The sequence below is a fragment of the Kitasatospora terrestris genome (assembly GCF_039542905.1).
GTDB classification, from domain to species: domain Bacteria; phylum Actinomycetota; class Actinomycetes; order Streptomycetales; family Streptomycetaceae; genus Kitasatospora; species Kitasatospora terrestris.
In genome coordinates this window covers 8,200,857-8,219,175 of the sequence record NZ_BAABIS010000001.1, presented here as the reverse complement: position 1 = coordinate 8,219,175, position 18,319 = coordinate 8,200,857, and the positions used below count along the sequence as shown (strand labels likewise).

Annotated in this window: 17 protein-coding genes; 8 read left to right on the top strand and 9 right to left on the bottom strand. The window is 74.5% G+C overall.

Annotated elements, in window-relative coordinates; translation table 11 throughout:
* Nucleotide 1: 1 nt before the first annotated feature.
* From ABEB06_RS37475 to ABEB06_RS37455, 5 genes are all read right to left on the bottom strand, one after another.
* On the bottom strand, nt 2–1,189 hold the full coding sequence (locus tag ABEB06_RS37475) for a zinc-dependent alcohol dehydrogenase (protein WP_345701416.1): 1,188 nt from the start codon (nt 1,187–1,189) through the stop codon (nt 2–4).
* 9 nt (nt 1,190–1,198) lie between these two features.
* Nucleotides 1,199–2,170, bottom strand: a complete 972-nt coding sequence (locus ABEB06_RS37470; protein WP_345701415.1) for an SDR family NAD(P)-dependent oxidoreductase — start codon at nt 2,168–2,170, stop codon at nt 1,199–1,201.
* Between the two features lie 208 nt (nt 2,171–2,378).
* On the bottom strand, nt 2,379–3,005 hold the full coding sequence (locus ABEB06_RS37465; RefSeq protein WP_345701414.1) for a D-glycero-alpha-D-manno-heptose-1,7-bisphosphate 7-phosphatase: 627 nt from the start codon (nt 3,003–3,005) through the stop codon (nt 2,379–2,381).
* Nucleotides 3,006–3,056: 51 nt separating this feature from the next.
* Entirely contained in the window at nt 3,057–3,206 is a 150-nt protein-coding gene (locus ABEB06_RS37460; protein ID WP_345701413.1) for a hypothetical protein, read from the bottom strand.
* A 65-nt stretch (nt 3,207–3,271) separates the two neighbouring features.
* Complete coding sequence (locus ABEB06_RS37455; protein WP_345701412.1) at nt 3,272–3,556, bottom strand: acyl carrier protein; 285 nt, start codon at nt 3,554–3,556, stop codon at nt 3,272–3,274.
* Between the two features lie 140 nt (nt 3,557–3,696).
* Here ABEB06_RS37455 and ABEB06_RS37450 point away from each other — a divergent pair, with 140 nt between their 5' ends.
* On the top strand, nt 3,697–4,290 hold the full coding sequence (locus ABEB06_RS37450) for a hemerythrin domain-containing protein (RefSeq protein WP_345701411.1): 594 nt from the start codon (nt 3,697–3,699) through the stop codon (nt 4,288–4,290).
* Nucleotides 4,291–4,296: 6 nt separating this feature from the next.
* Here ABEB06_RS37450 and ABEB06_RS37445 read toward each other — a convergent pair whose 3' ends face one another.
* Nucleotides 4,297–5,475 (bottom strand): serpin family protein, encoded by a 1,179-nt coding sequence (locus ABEB06_RS37445; protein WP_345701410.1) that lies wholly within the window; start codon nt 5,473–5,475, stop codon nt 4,297–4,299.
* 247 nt (nt 5,476–5,722) lie between these two features.
* Between ABEB06_RS37445 and ABEB06_RS37440 the strand changes: the two genes are divergently transcribed.
* The gene (locus ABEB06_RS37440; protein ID WP_425559744.1) at nt 5,723–8,644 is read left to right on the top strand and encodes a discoidin domain-containing protein; all 2,922 of its coding nucleotides are present in this window, start codon (nt 5,723–5,725) and stop codon (nt 8,642–8,644) included.
* Nucleotides 8,645–8,756: 112 nt separating this feature from the next.
* Here the strand turns inward: ABEB06_RS37440 and ABEB06_RS37430 are convergent, their stop codons facing one another.
* Nucleotides 8,757–9,209, bottom strand: a complete 453-nt coding sequence (locus tag ABEB06_RS37430; protein ID WP_345701409.1) for a hypothetical protein — start codon at nt 9,207–9,209, stop codon at nt 8,757–8,759.
* Nucleotides 9,210–9,511: 302 nt separating this feature from the next.
* Here ABEB06_RS37430 and ABEB06_RS37425 point away from each other — a divergent pair, with 302 nt between their 5' ends.
* From ABEB06_RS37425 to ABEB06_RS37415, 3 genes are all read left to right on the top strand, one after another.
* A complete protein-coding gene (locus ABEB06_RS37425; protein WP_345701408.1) occupies nt 9,512–10,498 on the top strand; it encodes a serine protein kinase RIO in 987 nt (328 codons plus the stop codon).
* Nucleotides 10,499–10,712: 214 nt separating this feature from the next.
* The gene (locus ABEB06_RS37420) at nt 10,713–11,462 is read left to right on the top strand and encodes a GNAT family N-acetyltransferase (protein ID WP_345701407.1); all 750 of its coding nucleotides are present in this window, start codon (nt 10,713–10,715) and stop codon (nt 11,460–11,462) included.
* A 103-nt stretch (nt 11,463–11,565) separates the two neighbouring features.
* Nucleotides 11,566–12,123, top strand: coding sequence for a type 1 glutamine amidotransferase domain-containing protein (locus tag ABEB06_RS37415; protein ID WP_345702108.1), 558 nt, complete (start codon nt 11,566–11,568; stop codon nt 12,121–12,123).
* Here the strand turns inward: ABEB06_RS37415 and ABEB06_RS37410 are convergent.
* Nucleotides 12,107–14,308, bottom strand: a complete 2,202-nt coding sequence (locus ABEB06_RS37410) for an MMPL family transporter (RefSeq protein WP_345701406.1) — start codon at nt 14,306–14,308, stop codon at nt 12,107–12,109. The two genes, ABEB06_RS37415 and ABEB06_RS37410, sit on opposite strands and share 17 nt — an antisense overlap.
* Before the next feature lie 131 nt (nt 14,309–14,439).
* Between ABEB06_RS37410 and ABEB06_RS37405 the strand changes: the two genes are divergently transcribed.
* Nucleotides 14,440–15,072: a TetR/AcrR family transcriptional regulator gene (locus ABEB06_RS37405; protein ID WP_345701405.1), complete on the top strand. Its 633-nt coding sequence runs from the start codon at nt 14,440–14,442 to the stop codon at nt 15,070–15,072.
* Nucleotides 15,073–15,136: 64 nt separating this feature from the next.
* Here ABEB06_RS37405 and ABEB06_RS37400 read toward each other — a convergent pair whose 3' ends face one another.
* Entirely contained in the window at nt 15,137–16,015 is an 879-nt protein-coding gene (locus ABEB06_RS37400; RefSeq protein WP_345701404.1) for an SGNH/GDSL hydrolase family protein, read from the bottom strand.
* 370 nt (nt 16,016–16,385) lie between these two features.
* On the opposite strand from ABEB06_RS37400, the gene ABEB06_RS37395 reads away from it, so the two are divergent.
* A complete protein-coding gene (locus tag ABEB06_RS37395; RefSeq protein ID WP_345701403.1) occupies nt 16,386–17,378 on the top strand; it encodes a GlxA family transcriptional regulator in 993 nt (330 codons plus the stop codon).
* A 95-nt stretch (nt 17,379–17,473) separates the two neighbouring features.
* The gene (locus ABEB06_RS37390; protein ID WP_345701402.1) at nt 17,474–18,253 is read left to right on the top strand and encodes an MBL fold metallo-hydrolase; all 780 of its coding nucleotides are present in this window, start codon (nt 17,474–17,476) and stop codon (nt 18,251–18,253) included.
* Nucleotides 18,254–18,319: the final 66 nt, after the last annotated feature.

Sequence of the window (18,319 nt, the reverse complement as noted above, 5' to 3'; positions counted from 1 at the left end):
TTCAGGGCCGGAACAACACCTTCACCACGTTGTCCTGCTTCTTCTGGAACATCGCGTAGGCGGCGGGCGCCTCGTCCAGCGGCAGGTGGTGGGTGGCGAAGCCCTCGGCGCCGAGCGGGTCGCCGTCGGTGAGCAGCGGCAGCAGGTCCGCGGTCCAGCGGCGGACGTTGGCCTGGCCCATCCGCACCGTGAGCTGCTTGTCGAACATGGTGAGCAGCGGCATCGGGTCGGCCATGCCTCCGTACACGCCCGAGAGCGAGATCGTGCCGCCGCGACGGACCAGGTCGACGGCCAGGCGCAGGGCGCCGAGCCGGTCGACGCCCGCGGTGGTCATCATCCGGGCGGCGAGGGCGTCGGGCAGCATCCCCGTCATCCGTTGGGCCGCCGAGGCGACCGGCGATCCGTGGGCCTCCATGCCGACGGCGTCGATCACGGCGTGCGGCCCGCGTCCGTCGGTGAGGTCCCGGGCCGCCGCGACGACACCGTCGGCGCCGAGGTCGTCCAGGTCGAGGGTGTGCACGCCCCGCTCGCGGGCCCGCCGGAGCCGCTCCGGGACGAGGTCGACGCCGATCACCGTCTCGATGCCCAGGTGGTGGGCGATTCGGGCGCACATGTCGCCGATCGGGCCGAGACCGAGCACGGCGAGGCTGCCGCCGTCCGGGACGTCCGCGTAGCGCACCGCCTGCCAGGCGGTCGGCAGCACGTCGGAGAGCAGGACGAACCGGTCGTCCGGCGGGCCTTCGGGCACCACGATGGGCAGGGTGTCGCCGAACGGCACCCGGAGCAGTTCCGCCTGTCCGCCCGGCACCTGGCCGTACAGGCGGGTGTAACCGAACAGGGCGGCCCCGCTGCCCTGGTCGCGCACCTGGGTGGTCTCGCACTGGGAGTGCAGGCCCTGCCCGCACATGAAGCACGTCCCGCACGAGACGTTGAACGGGACCACCACGCGGTCCCCGACCGCGACGCTCCGCACGTCCGGGCCGGTCTCGCGGACCACGCCCATCGCCTCGTGGCCGAGGATGTCGCCCGGGTCGAGGAACGGTCCCAGTACCTCGTACAGGTGCAGGTCGGAGCCGCACAGGCCGGTGGTGGTGACTTCGACGATCACGTCGGTGGGCTGCTCGATGCCGGGGTCGGGAACGGTCTCGACCCGGACGTCGCGCCGCCCGTGCCAGGTCACGGCTTTCATGGTGACTCCTCAACTCGCGCGTGGCTGCGGCTCGTTGTTGCGGCGGCCGGCCTGCCGACCGAGCGCGGTGAGCCGATGGACGATGCTTCCCGGGCCGTGCTGCTCCGCCGCGAGGTCACCGGGCACACCGTGTTCGGGGGCGGTTCCGGGCGGCGGCAGCAGGCGGGCGGCGAGCGCCAGCAGGCGGCCGGTGGTGGCGGGTGCGACGCCGTGCGCCAGGACGCCGGCGCGGGCCAGCGGCGTCAGGACGAGTTCACGGCGCCGCAGTTCTACGGCCCGGACGATCCGCCGGGCGGCCCGCTCGGCGTCCATCGACACCAGGGGCAGCGACGCGGCGGTGGCGAACCAGGCGTACTCGCGGCCCGCCTGCCCGGAGAACTCGGCGGCGGTGTGCGAGCCGGTCCGCATCAGGCCGGGCAGCACCGTGGTGACGGCGATGCCGTGCCGGGACAGCTCGGCGGCCAGGCCCTCGGACTGCCCGGTGGCGGCGAACTTCGCGGCCACGTACGGCAGCAGGTGCGGCGACGGGATCCTGCCGCCGATCGAGGTGACGTTGACGATCGAGCCTCCGCCGCGTGCCCGCATCCCGGGCAGCACCGCGAGTGTCAGGCGCAGCGGTGCCATCGCCATCACCTCGTACGCCCGCCGGAAGTCGCTCTCCGTCATCGTCTCCACCGGGCCGACCTGGATCGTCCCGGCATTGTTGACCAGCAGGTCCACGTCGGCGCCGAAGCGCTCGCGGACGGCGCCCAGCAGCCGCTCCGGCGCGTCCGGCCGCGCGAGGTCGCAGACCGTCGCCGCGACCTCGCCGGGGCGGTCGGCGAGCTGCTGCCGCGCCCGGTCGAGCGCGGCGCCGTCGCGGCCGCAGAGCATCACCCGGCAGCCCCGGCCGGCCAGTTCACCGGCGATCAGGAGCCCCAGTCCCCGCGAGGATCCGGTGACCAGCGCCGTGCGTCCCACGAGCCCGTCCGAGCCGCGCATCGTCCCTCCTCCGTCCGCCCCTCTGCCGTCGCCCCCGCGTCTGTCCGCACCGGCGGAGGCGAAACCGGAGGCCGGGGCCCGCGTTCGGGTCACGCCGGCGCACAGCCCCCGGCGTCGTCCGCCCGGCGGTGCGGCAGGGCGGAGCCGTCCGGCTTCGTCCCCGGCGTCGTAGGAGTCGGTGATCGGTGCCGGACCGGTCCGCACCAGGTCAGTTGCCGCCGTCGGGCGGCTCCCGGAGCAGCAGGTTGACGGCGCTCGGCAGGTCGGCGGCGGACAGGGAGACGGCGGGGATCTCCTCGGGCGGCGTCTCCCGGGTCGGAACCAGGACCCCGGTCGCCCCGGCGGCGTACGCGGCGAGCAGGTCGGCGCCGAGGTCGCCGACGACGGCCACCCGGGAGGCGTCGACGCCCAGGCACTTCGCGGCGGCGAGGACGAGCCCGGGCGCGGGCCGGCGGCAGTCGCAGCCGTCGTGCGGACCGTGCGGGCAGACCGCCCAGACGTCGAACGGTCCGAACAGCTCGTCGACCCGCCGGTTGACGTTCTCCACCTGGCGCCGGTCCAGGACGCCCCGGGCCACGCCGGACTGGTCCGTGACGACCCCGACCGCGAGCCCGCGCGAGCGGACCTCGGCAACGGCCTCCCGCGCGCCGGGAATCGGGTACACCGCGCCCGGGTCGTGGTTGTACGCGACGTCCTCGATGAGCGTGCCGTCCCGGTCGAACAGCACCGCCGCCAGCCCGTCCCCGCGCCGGGTGAGCACGGCGGACTGCCGGCGCCGCACCCACGGCGCCTTGCCCGGGGCGGCCGCCCGATGATGCCCGGTCAGGTGAGCCATGCGGGTACGGCTAACCGGTCCGTCCGGTCCGAAACCCCTCGCCCGGCCCGGCTACGGCATCCGGCGGGAGGGCCGGCGCGCGAGCCCCAGCCGGTCGAGCACCATCAGTGCCACCCAGAGCAGTCGCATGACCGCCGCCGCCCACCAGGGCAGCCAGAACTGGTCGTCGTACCGGTGCCGCACCGGCTTCATCGCCCGCATGCGGTCAGCATGCCCGGACGGGCCGCCGGGCGGAAGACCGCGGACACGCCCTGTTCACGCCGGCGTCAGCGGAGCTCCCCCTCCTCCGCGCGCCCGGAGGGCTCGGAGTCGTCGGCGTGCGCCTCCCACGGTCCGTAGGGCCGGTCGAGCGCACCGAGGAGTTCCTGGCAGTACTCCGCCCGCTCCGCGTCCTCCGCCCGGACCGCGCGGAAGTACGCCGCGACGGCGTGCTTGCCCGCCGCCTCGGCCGCCCGGATCCGCCGGCCGGAGCCGCGCACCGCGCACACCGATCGGAACTGGAGTTCCATCAGGTCGTACGCCACGTCGCTGTACGCCGCCTCGCCGTCCATCGCAGCTCCCGTTCCCGTCCGTCCGATCCCGTCCCCCGGCTGCGCGCATGCCCTGCGGCCCGCCGGGCAAACGGCACGGTTTGCGGCCCGGCCGGCCGGGCAGGCGCGGCACGACGTTCGAGGGACCGGGAGGCCCGACCATGACGGGCGAATCCATCCAGACACCCGACCGGAACGACGGTCTCGACCTGGTCGAGCAGCTGCTCGACGACCACGACCGGCTGCGCACCCGCTTCAGCGCGCTGGGCGGGATGCCGCTGGGCGATCCGCAGCGCCGGGAGCTGGCCGCCGAGGTCGCGGCGGACCTGGCCAAGCACCTGGAGGCCGAGGACCAGCTGTTCTACCCCCTGCTGCGCCGGCGGCTGCCGCGCGGCGACACCACCGTGGACGACGCGTTGGAGGAGCACGCCGCGATCCGCGCCCTGATCCGCGAACTGGGTCCGGTCCGGGCGGCGGCCGCGGGCGGCGGGACGGCGGACTTCGACCGGATGCTGGCGCGGCTGGTGGAGGAGGCGACCGGCCACTTCGGGCACGAGGAGGCCAACCTGCTGCCCGCGCTGCGCGAGGACGTCAGCCCGCACACCATGGGCGTCCTCGGCGAACGCGCCCGGGCAGTGGAGGCCGCTGCCGCGCCGCTGCCCGGCCCGCAGCCGCCCACCGCCCTGCCGCCCGACCGCCTCCTGCCGCCGGAGCGCCCGTTCAAGGAGAAGCTCCTGGGCACCGACTCCGCCTGAGCGCGGTCAGAGGCTCTTCTCCTCGGGGTCGGTGACCCACCCGGACATCAGGACCAGGCCGGTGGGGCGGTGGACCGCGAGGAAGGCGAACGGCCGGTCCAGCCGGACCTCGGCGCGCAGCACCCGGTGGAGGACCGAGGGCCGCACCGCCATGCCGCGCAGCATCGCGACCGCGGTCACTGCGCCCGCCTCGAAGCCGACGGCGGAGAACTCGGCCACCGCCGCCTGCTTCGCCTCGCCGACCACCAGCGGGGTGTCGCGGCAGATCCCGCCGAAGCCGCCGCGCCCGGCGGCCGCGGCCAGGCCGAACAGTCCGGGGCGCTTGAGCAGGTCGTGGGTCGATCCGACCTTGAAGGCGACGGTGGTCAGTGCGCCGCGGTCCTCGGCCCGCGTCGATTCGACCCGGCCGACCTCCAGCCCGGGCCAGGGCCCGCCGTCGGCCAGCCCGGCGACCGGCAGGCGCTTCGCGGTGCCGGCGACCAGTTCGAAGCCGGCGGCCGTCACGCTGCCCGACGGGACGTCGGCGCCGCCGAGCACCAGGTGGACGTCCACCTCGCCGTCGCCCTCCACCCGGACCTCGGTGACCGGGCCCGCGGAGGTCTCCGCGACGGCGAGCCGCCGCAGCATCCCCGGCCCCTCCGCCGTCAGCCCGGCGAGCATCCGGCCCTCCCAGGGCCCGGCCGCGGGCCGCAGCGACGCCGGGTTGAACTCCTGCTCCCACCGGGTGCGCACCGACACCGCCGAGGCGAGCACCAGCAGGGTCTCCGGCCTGACCTTCACCGGCATGTGCCGGATCAGACCGCCGGTCCCGGTGTCCGCCCAGCGGTCCAGCAGCTCCTGGTCGGCGCCGGCGTCGCCGCTGAGCCGTCCGAGGACGGCCGGCCCGAGCGACCGGGCCCAGCCGGGCTCGACGGTGAGCGCGTCGGCGGTCCACAGGCCGAGCGCGGTGCCGCAGCCCGGCACCTCCCGCACGGCGGCCAGGAGTTCACGGGCCACCTCGGCCGCTTCCCCGGCCGGCACGCCGAGGGCCTCCTCCAGTTCGGCCCGCACGTGCGGGTCGGCGCCGGCGGCGAGCATCCCGAGCAGCGGCCAGACCCCGAGCGCGGTCCAGACCTCACCCGGCCCGCCGCCCAACTCCCTTGCCCAGCGCGCCCCCAGCGCATTGACCTGTTCGACTCCGCGCACCACACCACTCCTCCGCGAGCGACCACCGACCGTCAGGGACATCCTGCCGCCGGAGGCCGCCCGGCGTCGCCCCGTCCCATGCCACCGGCATCTTCCCGTCGACGTGCCGCAACCTTGCACATCCGATCTTGCGTCAATCTGTAAGGTTTTTTGCGCAGACCCGTGGACTTTCTGTCACCCGGGCCCCTACGCTCGGCACGCCCGGCCACCACCCGGGCCCATTCCCCCGCAGGAAGCACGGTCATCCATGCAGAATCCCCCCACCCGTGGCAGGCGGACCGTCGCCGCGCTGACCACTCTCGCCCTGGGCGCCACAGGCGTGTTGACAGCGGCGTTCGTCACCGCGGGCACCGCCCACGCCGCCGCGGTGCCCGCCCTGTCCCCGGTGGGCGTGCCGGGGCGCGGCGCCACCGTCCCGTTCGTCGAGCAGGAGGCCGAGTACGCGGCCACCAACGGCTCCGTGGTCGGCCCCGACCGGCAGTACGGGCACCTGGTCTCGGAGGCCTCGGGCCGCCAGGCCGTGACGCTCGGCTCGGCCGGCCAGTACGTCGAGTTCACGCTCACCGCGCCGGCCAACTCGATCGACTTCCGCTACAGTCTGCCGGACTCCCCGGACGGCAAGGGCCGCGACGCGTCCATGGACCTGCTGGTCAACGGGCAGAAGCTGAAGAGCGTCGACGTGACCTCCAAGTACAGCTGGTACTACGGCGGTTACCCGTTCAACAACAACCCGGGCGACAGCAACCCGCACCACTTCTTCGACGAGACCCGCACCCTGCTGGGCTCGACCTACCCGGTCGGGACGAAGATCCGGCTGCAGGTGTCCTCCACCGCGCAGTCGCCGAGCTTCACCATCGACCTGGCGGACTTCGAGAACGTCGCCGCGCCGATCGCCAAGCCCGCGAACGCCATCGACGTGGTCGCGGACTTCGGCGCCGACCCCACCGGCGCCACCGACTCCACCGCCAAGTTCCAGTCGGCGGTCAACGCCGGTGCGGCGCAGGGCCGCACGGTCTACATCCCGCAGGGCAACTTCACCCTGTACGACCACGTGGTGGTCGACAAGGTGACGCTGGCCGGTGCCGGCCCCTGGTACAGCGTGCTGGGCGGCCGCGACCCGATCAACCGCAACCGCGCGGCCGGCATCTACGGCAAGTACGTCGCGGGCGGCGGCTACGGCGGCGGCATCCGGCCGCACGAGGCCGGCGGTCCGAGCCAGAACGTCACCCTGAAGGACTTCGCGATCATCGGCGACGTCCGCGAGCGGGTCGACGACGACCAGGTCAACGCGCTCGGCGGTGCGATGTCCAACTCCACCGTGGACAACCTGTGGATCCAGCACACCAAGGTCGGCGCCTGGATGGACGGTCCGATGGACCGCTTCACCATCAAGAACAGCCGCATCCTGGACCAGACCGCCGACGGCGTGAACTTCCACACCGGTGTCACCAACTCGACCGTCACCAACACCTTCCTGCGCAACACCGGTGACGACGGCCTGGCGTCCTGGCCGGAGCGGGTGGCCAACACCAACGACAGCTTCACCCACAACACCGTGGTGCTGCCGATCCTCGCCAACAACATCGTCACGTACGGCGGCAAGGACTTCACCATCTCGGACAACGTGATGGCGGACACCATCACCAACGGCGGCGGCCTGCACATCGCCAACCGCTACCCGGGTGTCACCTCAGGCAACGGCACCGCCGTCTCCGGCACCGTCACCGCGGCCCGCAACACCCTGATCCGCACCGGCAACAGCGACTACAACTGGCAGTTCGGCGTCGGCGCGATCTGGTTCGACGGCCTGAACGAGCCGATCACCGGCGCGACCATCAACATCACCGACACCGACATCCTGGACAGCTCCTACGAGGCCGTCCAGACCATCGAGGGCGGTGTCACCGGCGTCAACCTGACCAACGTGAACATCGACGGCGCGGGCACCTACGCCATCCAGGCGCAGGCCAACGCCCAGATGAAGTTCACCAACGTCAAGGCCAAGAACATCGCGCAGGCCGCCACCCCGATCCACAACTGCGTCGGCACCGGCTTCCAGATCACCGACGGCGGCGGCAACTCCGGTCTGACCGGTTCGACCTGCACGGGCCAGTGGCCGGCCCCGGTCTGGACGTACAACGGCGTTCCGGTGGGCGGCGGTTCGACCTCCTCGCCGTCCCCGTCGCCCTCCACCTCCACCCCGGGCTCGCCCTCGCCGTCCCCGTCCACCAGCACCCCGGCCTGCCCCAGCGGCACCGGCAACCTGGCCCAGGGCCGTCCCGCGACCGCCTCCGGCACCAACGGCGGGTTCGGCGCGGGCAACGCCGTGGACGGTGACGCCAACTCCTACTGGGAGAGCGCCAACAACGCCTTCCCGCAGTGGATCCAGGTCGACCTCGGCTGCTCCGTCAGCCTCTCCCGCGCCGTCCTGAAGCTCCCCCCGGCGAGCGCCTGGGCCACCCGCACCCAGACCCTCACCGTCCAGGGCTCCACCGACGGCACCACCTTCACCACCCTGGTCGGCTCCGCCGGCTACACCTTCGACCCGGCGACCGGCAACACCGCCACCGTCAACCTCCCCGCCACGCCCACCCGCCACCTGCGCGTGAGCATCACCGGCAACACCGGATGGCCCGCCGGCCAGCTCTCCGAGCTCCAGGCGTTCGGCAGCGGCACGACCTCGTCGCCGCCCTCCTCGCCCTCGCCGTCCCCGTCCACCTCGACCAGCACCCCCGCCTGCAACCCGGGCACCGGCAACATCGCCCAGGGCAAGCCGGCGACCGCCTCCGGCACCAGCCAGAACTACGGTCCGGGCAACGCGGTCGACGGTGACGCCAACTCCTACTGGGAGAGCGCCAACAACGCCTTCCCGCAGTGGATCCAGGTCGACCTCGGCTGCTCCGTCAGCCTCTCCCGCGCCGTCCTGAAGCTCCCCCCGGCGAGCGCCTGGGCCACCCGCACCCAGACCCTCACCGTCCAGGGCTCCACCGACGGCACCACCTTCACCACCCTGGTCGGCTCCGCCGGCTACACCTTCGACCCGGCGACCGGCAACACCGCCACCGTCAACCTCCCCGCCACGCCCACCCGCCACCTGCGCGTGAGCATCACCGGCAACACCGGATGGCCCGCCGGCCAGCTCTCCGAGCTCCAGGCGTTCACCTCCTGACACCGTCCCGCCCCGGGCCCTGACGACCAGCGCGTCCCAGGGCCCGGGGCACCGGCGGCCGCGATCCCGCCCGGTCCCCACGCCGGGCGGGATCACGGCTTTCCGGCCGCCGTCAGCCGTGCAGCCTGTTCTTGACCCAGGCGGCAGGTCCCCCACCGGGGCGGGCCGACGGCGTCCCGGGCTCGTCCGCGGTGGTCAGCGTCTCCGGCGGCGGCCCGGGGTTCACCGGGCGGTCCACCCGGCCCCCGGCAGCGGTCGGCGGCTCGGCGTACGGCTGCGGCTGCGGCGGGGCCGCGGGAGCGGGAGCAGGGGCAGGAGCCGGAGCTCCGGTGGCGTACCGCCGCCGCAGGCGCCGGGTGGTGCCGCCGAGGATCATCGCGATCGCGAGGCCGAGGAGCAGCGTGACGCCGATCCCCGCCAGGAACGCGCCGAGCGTGTTCACGCTTCCGAGCTCGTTGTCGAAGAGCGTCACGGTGTAGTCCGGTCCGCCGGAGAGGTTCTGGGCGATGACGAGGCCCGTGAAGGCACCGGTGGCGGCGAGCAGGAGAAGTCCCAGGACGAGCATGGCCGCCCTCCTTTCGTGGCCCTCCGCGCCTGCCCGCCCACGCCGCGTCCAATCGTCCCTCCGGAACGGCCCCGAACAAATCGCTTGCGCCGTCCACAGGGTCCGCTAAGGTGATCCCGCAGTCCGAGTTCGGAAGATCGAGAAGACCGAGGAGGTGTGTCCGCGTGGTTGCCGCCCTGTCGCGGCGCGCTCTCCCCTGCGCGCCATACGCCGTCTTCCCCTTCCAGACCCCGCTCACCGGCTGACGCCGCGTCGCCCCTGTCGACGCACCCGGTGGGCCGTTCCCACCAGGAGCAACTGCAGTGCGCGAGCGCTTTGCCGACAGCGATTCCTTCTCCCGCATCCGCCCCAAGGGCGCTTCTCGGCGCGGCCGCCGGAACGACCGGTTCGACGACGTCGAGCCGGAGTACTTCCCCTCCGAATTCTCCGAGTACTTCGCGGACACCGACGCCTCCGGCTTCGAGGACGACGGCTCCGCCTTCACCGCCCCGGTGACCGACGGCCCGCCCACCGGCGACCGCTGGTCCACCTGGGACCAGTCCACCCCGACCGAGAAGGGCCCCGAGCCCCGTCCCGACTGGGTGGTGACCGAGCTCGCCGCGGTCGACACCGAGCTCGGCATCGTCAAGACCGGCAAGGAGGCCGACGTCTTCCTGCTGGAGCGCGGCGTGCCGGGCACCGAGCGCCGCACCCTGCTCGCCGCCAAGCGCTACCGCGACGCGCAGCACCGGATGTTCCACCGCGACTCCGGGTACCTGGAGGGCCGCCAGCACAAGGAGTCCCGGATCACCCGGGCGATGGCCAAGCGCACCGCCTTCGGCAAGGAGGCGATCGCCGGGCAGTGGGCGGCGGCCGAGTTCGGTGCGCTCTGCCGGCTCTGGTCGGCGGGCGTGGCGGTGCCGTACCCGGTGCAGATCCTGGGCACCGAGATCCTGATGGAGTTCGTCGGTGACGCCACCGGCGCCGCCGCGCCGCGGCTCGCCCAGCTGCGCACCGAGGAGGCCGACGTCGAGGACCTCTGGGAGCAGCTCGGCCGGAGCCTGTCCGTGCTGGCCCGTGAGGGGTACGCGCACGGCGACCTCTCGGCGTACAACATCCTGGTCCAGGACGGCCGACTGGTGATCATCGACGTGCCGCAGATCGTCGACGTGATCGCCAACCCGCGCGGCCGCTCCTTCCTGGAGCGGGACGTGCGCAACGTCGGCGCCTGGTTCGTCTCCCGCGGCCTGCCGGAGGCCCGGGTCGGCGAGCTGGTCGACCTGCTGGCCTTCGACGCGCGGCTCGACTGACCGCGCGGGGCGGCGGGTTTGGGGCGGGTCCGGTCCGGCAAGACGCCGGGGCGGCCCGTCCCCGCGGCGGTGCCCGACAAGGAAAGCCCCGGACGGATGACCAGCTGTCCGGGGCCCGCCGCGTCCGCCGACCCTTCCCACCGTCCCTCCGTACGATGACCGGTACGGGCCGTGACCCCGCGGCCCGGCACCGCCGGAGAGGGACGACCGCACCATGCCGCACCGCGCCGACACCGCGCCCGCCGACATCGTGCCCGCCGACGCCGTGCCTGACCACACCGCCCCCGACGACGCCGTGCTCGATGACCCGGTCGGCGCCTCGCTGCGCGGTCACCACGCCCACCTGGCCCGCCGCTCCGGCCGCGCGCTCGGCTACCTGCCGGAGGTGGCGACCTTCTGCGCCGTCACCGGCGAACCGGACCCGGCCGCGTGGGCGGACCTCGCGCGGCTGCTGGGCCCCGGCGGGTTCGCCGACCTGTTCAGCAGCACGGCGACGCCGCCCGCCGACTGGGCGCCGGTGTTCGTCCTGGAGGGACGGCAACTGGTCCACCGCGGCGCGGCACCCGCCGAGGAGCCGGCCGATCCGGTCGAACTCGGCCCGGACGACGTGCCCGAGATGCTCGACCTGGTCGCCCGCGCCCAGCCGGGCCCGTTCCGCCCCCGCACCCACGAGCTCGGCCGCTACCTCGGTGTCCGCGAGCACGGCGTCCTGGTCGCGATGGCCGGCGAGCGCCTCCGGCCGCCCGGCTGGACCGAGATCAGCGCCGTCTGCACCGCCCCCGAGGCCCGCGGCCGCGGCCACGCCGCCCGCCTGGTGAGCGCCCTCGTCGCCCGCATCACCGCCCGCGGCGAGCTGCCCTTCCTGCACGTCTCCGAGTCCAACACCGCCGCCCTCGCCCTCTACCGGCGCCTCGGCTTCGAGACCCGCACCCCGGTCACCTTCCGCGGTTTCCGCGTCCCCTGACCCTTCCCCGGTCACCGGGTTTGCCCGCCCCGCCGATGGCCAGACGCAGGACGACCGGTGTCCACGACGGAGAGGGTGATCGGCGATGGCGGGTCTGCGCGGTGTGAAGGCGGCGTTCCTGGTAGCGCCCGAGGGCGCGGAGCAGCGGGAGTTGACCTCTCCCTGGCAGGCGGTGGCGTCGGCGGGCGGTGAACCCCGCCTGGTGTCGACCCGGCCGGGGCGGGTGCGGGCTTTCGAGCACCTCGACAAGGGCGACGAGTTCCCGGTGGACGCGGTGGTCTCCGAGGTGTCGGCGGACGACTTCGACGCGCTGGTGCTGCCGGGCGGCGTGGCCAACCCGGACTTCCTGCGGACCGACCGGGACGCCGTCGCCTTCGTCCGCGGCTTCTTCGAGCGCGGCCGTCCGGTCGCGGTGATCTGCCACGGACCGTGGACACTGATCGAAGCGGACGTGGTGCGCGGGCGCACCCTCACCTCGTGGCCGTCGCTGCGCACCGACCTGCGCAACGCCGGGGCCGACTGGGTGGACGAGGAGGTGCACGTGTGCACCCGCGGGCCGAGCACCCTGATCTCCAGCCGCAAGCCCGACGACCTGGCGGCCTTCGACCGGGTCCTGGTCGCCGAGCTCGCGGCGGTCGCCGACGCTACGGCGCGGCGCTGACCGGCTCGGCCGCCGGGCGGTCCACCGCCGGGCCCTCCTCGTGGCCGTCGCCCTCGATGTCGACGTGCGGGAGCAGCCGGTCGAGCCACCGGGGGATCCACCAGTTGCCGTCGCCGAGCAGGACCATGGTGGACGGGACCAGGAGGCCGCGGACGACGGTGGCGTCGAGGGCGACGGCGGTGGCCAGGCCGATGCCGAACATCTTGACCACCGGGTCGTCCGAGAGCAGGTAGCTCAGGAAGACCGCAACCATGATCAGGGCCGCCGAGCTGATGATCCGTCCGGTACCGGAGAGGCCCGCGACCACCGCTCGCCGGTTGTCGCGTCCGCGCAGGTAGTTCTCGCGGACCGCGCTGAGCAGGAACACCTCGTAGTCCATCGACAGGCCGAACAGCACCGCGAACATCAGCAGCGGCACGTACCCGGGGACGGGCACCGCCCCGTCCAGCCCGATCGTCCGCGCTCCCCAGCCGTCCTGGAAGACGGCGGTGAGCACGCCGTAGGCGGCGGCGACCGACACCAGGTTCATCACGGCGGCCTTCAGCGCGACCAGCGGCGAGCGGAAGGCGAGCAGCAGGAGCAGTCCGGCGACGGTCAGCACGAACCCGACCACCAGCGGCATCCGCTGCGCGATCCGCGCGTTGAGGTCGGCCTGGGCGGCCGGGGCGCCACCGACGTGCAGCCTCTGCCCGGTGCCGGCGGTGGCGGCGGGGAGGACGTCGCCGCGCAGCCGGTGGACGAGCGCGGTGGTGGCCGGGTCGGCGGGGCCGGTGGCGGGCGTGAGCTGCCAGCGGACGGTGAGGCCGTCGGCGGCGACGGCGGGGCGGCTGACCGAGGCGACGCCCTCGGCGCGGCCGAGGGCGGTGGCGACGGCGGTGAGTCGCTGGTCGGCGGCGCCGTTCTGGGCGGGGGTGGGCAGCACGTCGACGATCTGCAGCGGCCCGTTGGAGCCGGGTCCGAACGCGGCGGCCATCTGCCGGTACGCGGTGCGGCTCATGCTGCCGGCGGGCTTGCTGCCCGCGTCCAGCTGGCCGAGGTGCAGGTCGACCGCGGGGGCGGCGAGGACGCCGAGCAGGGCGAGGCCGGCCAGCAGCAGCGGCCAGGGACGGGCGGCGACGAGTTCGGCGACGCGTCCCCAGCCGCGCGGCTTCGCGTCCGGGGCGGGGGCGGCGCGCCGCGGGGTGAGCTTCTCGCCGAGCAGGACGAGGACGGCGGGCAGCAGGGTGAGGTTGACGCCCAGGGCGACCACCACGGCGACGGCCGGGGCCAGCGCCAGCGCGTACAGCAGGGGGATGCCGCCGAGGGCGAGTCCGGCGAGGGCCGCGATCACGGCGCTGCCCGCGAAGGCCACGGACTTGCCGGAGCCCGCGGTGGTGCGCACGGCGGCGTCCTCGACGCCGACGCCGGCGGCCCGCAGGTCGCGGAAGCGGGTCAGGCCGAAGAGGGTGTAGTCGATGCCGACGCCGAGGCCGATCATCGCGGCGATGGTCTCGCCGGCCTCGGGCATGTCCATCAGGTGGCCGACCAGTCCGAGCACCGGCAGGGCGATGCCGAGGCCGACCACGCCGGCGAGCAGCGGGAGGCCGGCGGCGACCAGGCTGCCGAGGGTGACCGCCAGGATCAGCAGGGCGGCGGCGAGGCCGATCAGTTCGCTGCGGCCGGTGCTGCCCTTGTCGACGGCGGCGGCGAGGAAGCCGCCGGGGGTGACCTCGATGCCGGTGGCGGTGGCCGGTGCGGTGGCGGCGAGGACGGCGTGGGTGATCTCGGGGGTGACGTCCCGTCCGGTGACGTCGAGTTCGACGGACAGGTAGGCGGTGCGGCCGTCGGCGCTCATCGCCCCGGCGCCGGCCGGGTCGTAGGGCGTGGTGACGGCGGTGACGTGCGGTACGGCGGCGACGGCCGCTGCGGCGGCGCGGACGGCGGCCGTCCGGTCGGCGGCGGTGAGCGGCGGGGTGCCGTCGGCGGTGTGCAGCAGGACCGGCTGCTTGCCGGAGGCCGAGTCGGTGAACGCCCGGTCGGTGATGTCCCGGGCGGCCTGGCTGTCGCTGCCGGGGATCGAGACCGCCTCGCTGGTGACCCGTCCGAACAGGGCGACCGCGGCGACCGCCGTGGCCAGCAGCAGGAGCCAGGACGCGACCACGCGCTTGGGTCTGCGGGCGCACCAGCGCCCGGTACCGGTGAACATCTGCGGCGGACCGCCTCTCGTACGTCGGCGGGGGCGTACGGCCCCTGCCGAAACTCATTGCACTCTCAGTGCAACGCATACACTTGCACTCACGGTGCAACAAAGTCAACGCGAGGGCGGAGGGGACCGAGGTGAAGCGCAGCGAGACCGGTACAGGGGGCCCGTCCGGCACCGACGGGCGCACGGAACGCGGCCGGCAGACCCGCGAGAAGATCGCCGAGGCGGTCCTCTCGCTGCTCGACGAGGGCCAGGCGCTCTTCCCCGCCGACAAGGTCGCCGAGCGGGCGGGTGTCTCCCGCCGGTTGGTGTTCCACCACTTCGCCGACATGGCCGAACTCGCCGAGGTCGCCGTCAACCGGCGGATGGAGCAACTCCTCGCCCAGGTCAGGCCGATCCCCGCCGACGCGCCGCTCGCCGAGCGGATCGCCGCCGTCGCCGAGCAGCGCGCCCGCATCCTGGAGGGCGTCACCCCCGCCCGGCTCGCCGTCCTGCGGCTGGAGAACCCGACCGCGCCGGTCGTCGAAGGCGTGCGGCAGATGCTCGACCTCGCCCGCCGCCGCCTCACCGAGATCTTCGCCGCCGAACTCGACCCGCTGCCCGAAGCCGCCCGCACCGACCTCCTCAACGGCCTCGACGCGGTCACCACCTGGAGCGCCTGGCACCACTGGCGCACCAGCGGCCTGACGCCCGATCAGGCCCGGCACACCATGGCCGTCACCGTCCGGGCGCTGCTCGCCTCCGCGGACGCGGCGCCGCGCGGCTGACCGCGCACGCGCGGACGCCCCGGACCACCCGCTGCGGGGCGGCCCGGGGCGTCCCGTGGACGGATCAGAGGCCGAGCGCCGCCGCCACCCGGCCGGCCATCGCGGCCTCGCCCAGCGCGTTCGGGTGCACGGGCACGAAGTTGGTGCCGAACAGCACCGGCTCCACCCACCGGGTGCCGACCGGCTGGCAGGCGTCGTGCCCGTCCGAGGCCGCGGAGAGGTCCACGTACGTCGCGCCGGTGTCGGCGGCGGCGCGCTTCACCGCCGCGTTCAGGTGCGTCTGCAGGTCGCGCAGGTACGGGATGTCGCCCGAGGCGATCGGCATCTTCGCGAAGCAGCCCGGCACCGCCTCGCTCGGCACGATCCACGGGTACCCGACGATCGCCACCCGGGCGTTCGGCGCCTTCGCCCGCACCGCGGCCAGCGCGGCCCTCAGCGCCGGGTAGGTGGTGTTGTCGACGGTGTCCACGAAGCCGGAGCCGTACAGGCTCTGGCACGGGTGGCCGAAGCCGAGGGTCACCGCACCCGCCGAGCCGCAGGCCAGGATCGCGCTGATGAAGGTGTTGCTGTCGTTGCCGCCGATCGTCATGGTCACCAGGTCGGTGCCCGCGCCCAGCGCGTCCAGCTGCGGCCCGACACCCGGGTACTGGGAACCCGCGAAGTCCTTCGTCTGGGCGCCGCCGCAGGTCACGTCGGCGAGGTTCAGCCCCGCCCGGGCGGCCAGCACGTGCGGGTAGTTCGCGCTGGACCGGGCACAGAGCAGCGCCGCGGACGGGTCGAGCGGCAGCACACCGGAACCGGCGCTGTAGCTGTCGCCCAGCGCGACGTAGTCGACCGTCGAGGCGGCCTGCGCCTGGACGGGGAGGGTAAGGCCGACACCGGCGAGGGTGGCGGCGGCGACGGCGGTCACCGCGAGGCGGCGCGCGCGAGCACGGAGGGACATGCGGGGTCTCCTTGCAACCGGGGGTGGGGGGCGTGCCAAAGAGAGGCCCGGGCCGTGGGGGGCGGCCCGGCCGTGTTTCCGCGAAGTTACTCGCCGGGAAGTTACCCACTGGTCCGGGCCGGGTCAATGACCCGCGCGCCATCTGTCACACGCCCGGCCGACACGCCCACCACGTGATTCACCGAACCGGCCCCCGCCCGCTGCAGTCGGGTTCCGCCCTACTCGGCCGGTGGAACCTGAACCCCTCCCACGTACGAGTGGGCGCACGGACGCGCACCCGCAGCCGTCGGACGTCCCCGATCGGGTCGATGGCCGGATCTGACAGAAGCTGGTCATTGCGGACGGAGTCGGGCGGCGGAAGGATCGACGCATGCCCGCACCGCACACCGTCGTGATCGCCGCCTTCCCCGGTGTCGAACTCCTGGAGGTCACCGGCCCGGCGGAAGTGTTCTCCGTCGCCTCCCGCCTGGTCGCCGGCACCGGCCCCGCCTACCGGGTCGAGATCGCCGCGCCACGGGCCGGGATCCTCGACACGGCCGCCGGGGTGCGACTGGTCGCCGACCGGGCGCTCGCCGAGGTCCCCCCGGGCCCGGACACGCTGCTGGTCGCGGGCGCCATCACCGCCGGCGCCGACGGGTACGCGGCCGTGGTCGACCCCGAGGTGGTCGGCTGGCTGGCCGGCGCGGCACCCGCCGCGCGGCGGGTCGGCGGCGTCTGCGCCGGCGTCCACCTGCTGGCGGCGGCCGGCCTGCTCGACGGCCTGCCCGCCACCACCCACTGGCTCACCGCCGCCCAACTCGCCGAACGCCACCCGGAGATCGCCGTCGACGCCGACCCGATCTTCATCCGGGCCGGCCGGACCTGGACCTGCGCCGGCGTCACCGCCGCCCTCGACCTGGCACTCGCCATGGTTGCCGAGGACCACGGCCCGGAGGTCGCCCTGGCCACCGCCCGCGCCATGGTCATGTACGTCAAACGGCCGGGCGGTCAGACCCAGTTCAGCGTCCCGCTGTCACTCCAGGCGAGCGACGACGACCGGATCGACGCGCTGCGCCGCTGGATCGACGCCCACCTCGCCGAACGCATCACCGTCGAGCAGCTGGCCGCACGCACCAACCTCAGCGTCCGCCACTTCGCCCGCGTCTTCCGGCAGCGCACCGGCCGCACCCCCGCCGACTACCTGGAGGCCGTCCGGGTCGAGGCCGCGCGGCGCCTGCTGGAGGAATCCGCCCGGACGCTGCCCGACATCGCCGCCGCGAGCGGCCTCGGCTCGGTCGAGACCCTGCACCGCGCGTTCCGCCGCCGCGTCGGCACCGGCCCCGCCGAGTACCGCCGCCGCTTCCGCCACCGCCCCACCGGCTGACCCCGGCCCACCCACCCCACGCACCCGATCCGCCGACCCGCCCCGCGCGGGGGCGCGACCGACCCTGCCCCCAACCCCGAACAGGAGCAACCCCGTTGTCCCGTACCAAGGTCGTCCCGATCCCCGTCCTCGGCCGCCACGCCGTCAACGCCTACCTGCTGCTCGGCCGGCACCCCGTGGTCGTCGACTCCGGCACCCCGGGCAGCGGCCGCCGGATCACCGAACAGCTCGCCTCGCACGGCGTCGACCCGCAGGACGTCCGCCTGATCGTCCTCACCCACGGGCACATCGACCACTTCGGCTCCGCCGCCGAGCTGCGCCGCCTCACCGGCGCGCCGATCGCCGCGCACGCCGCCGACCTCGGCCCGTACCGCACGGGGCGGGTCCGCGAGCCGTACCTGCCGACCGGGCCGATGGGCCGGGCGATGGCCCGCGACCGCCGGCTCCACGCGGAGGCGGAGTCCTTCGAGCCGGACCTGCTGCTGCGCGCCGGCACCACCGACCTCGCGGAGTTCGGCGTCGGGGGCAGGATCCACCCGACCCCGGGCCACACCGCCGGGTCGGTCTCCGTCCTCACCGACGACGGCGACCTGGTGGCCGGCGACCTGATCGCCAACTCCTTCATGGGGCTGATCCCGGGCCGCCCCGCCAACCCGCCCTTCCACGACGACCCGCTGGCCAACCTGGCCAGCCTCCGCGCCATGCTGGACCTCGGCCCGACCCGCCTCCACGTCGGCCACGGCACCCCGCTCGACGCGGCCCGCGTCACCCGCTGGGCCACCGCCGAGCACCGCCGCCTCACCCGCCGCGCCGCCCGCGGCCGGCTCCGGACCCGCACCACCACGGACGACGGACTGCCGTCCCCCCTCGGGTGACCGTGGACACCTGGGGACCGGATCCGCCCGCCACCGGTGGAAGCGCACGCTGGCGCGGCCGAGGCG

Excerpts from the sequence above, each read along its gene's own strand:
- ABEB06_RS37475 (WP_345701416.1), bottom strand. The coding sequence starts at position 1,189 with ATGAAAGCCGTGACCTGGCACGGGCGGCGCGACGTCCGGGTCGAGACC.
- ABEB06_RS37470 (WP_345701415.1), bottom strand. The coding sequence starts at position 2,170 with ATGCGCGGCTCGGACGGGCTCGTGGGACGCACGGCGCTGGTCACCGGA.
- ABEB06_RS37465 (WP_345701414.1), bottom strand. The coding sequence starts at position 3,005 with ATGGCTCACCTGACCGGGCATCATCGGGCGGCCGCCCCGGGCAAGGCG.
- ABEB06_RS37460 (WP_345701413.1), bottom strand. The coding sequence starts at position 3,206 with ATGCGGGCGATGAAGCCGGTGCGGCACCGGTACGACGACCAGTTCTGG.
- ABEB06_RS37455 (WP_345701412.1), bottom strand. The coding sequence starts at position 3,556 with ATGGACGGCGAGGCGGCGTACAGCGACGTGGCGTACGACCTGATGGAA.
- ABEB06_RS37450 (WP_345701411.1), top strand. The coding sequence starts at position 3,697 with ATGACGGGCGAATCCATCCAGACACCCGACCGGAACGACGGTCTCGAC.
- ABEB06_RS37440 (WP_425559744.1), top strand. The coding sequence starts at position 5,723 with ATGCAGAATCCCCCCACCCGTGGCAGGCGGACCGTCGCCGCGCTGACC.
- ABEB06_RS37430 (WP_345701409.1), bottom strand. The coding sequence starts at position 9,209 with ATGCTCGTCCTGGGACTTCTCCTGCTCGCCGCCACCGGTGCCTTCACG.
- ABEB06_RS37420 (WP_345701407.1), top strand. The coding sequence starts at position 10,713 with ATGCCGCACCGCGCCGACACCGCGCCCGCCGACATCGTGCCCGCCGAC.
- ABEB06_RS37410 (WP_345701406.1), bottom strand. The coding sequence starts at position 14,308 with ATGTTCACCGGTACCGGGCGCTGGTGCGCCCGCAGACCCAAGCGCGTG.
- ABEB06_RS37400 (WP_345701404.1), bottom strand. The coding sequence starts at position 16,015 with ATGTCCCTCCGTGCTCGCGCGCGCCGCCTCGCGGTGACCGCCGTCGCC.
- ABEB06_RS37395 (WP_345701403.1), top strand. The coding sequence starts at position 16,386 with ATGCCCGCACCGCACACCGTCGTGATCGCCGCCTTCCCCGGTGTCGAA.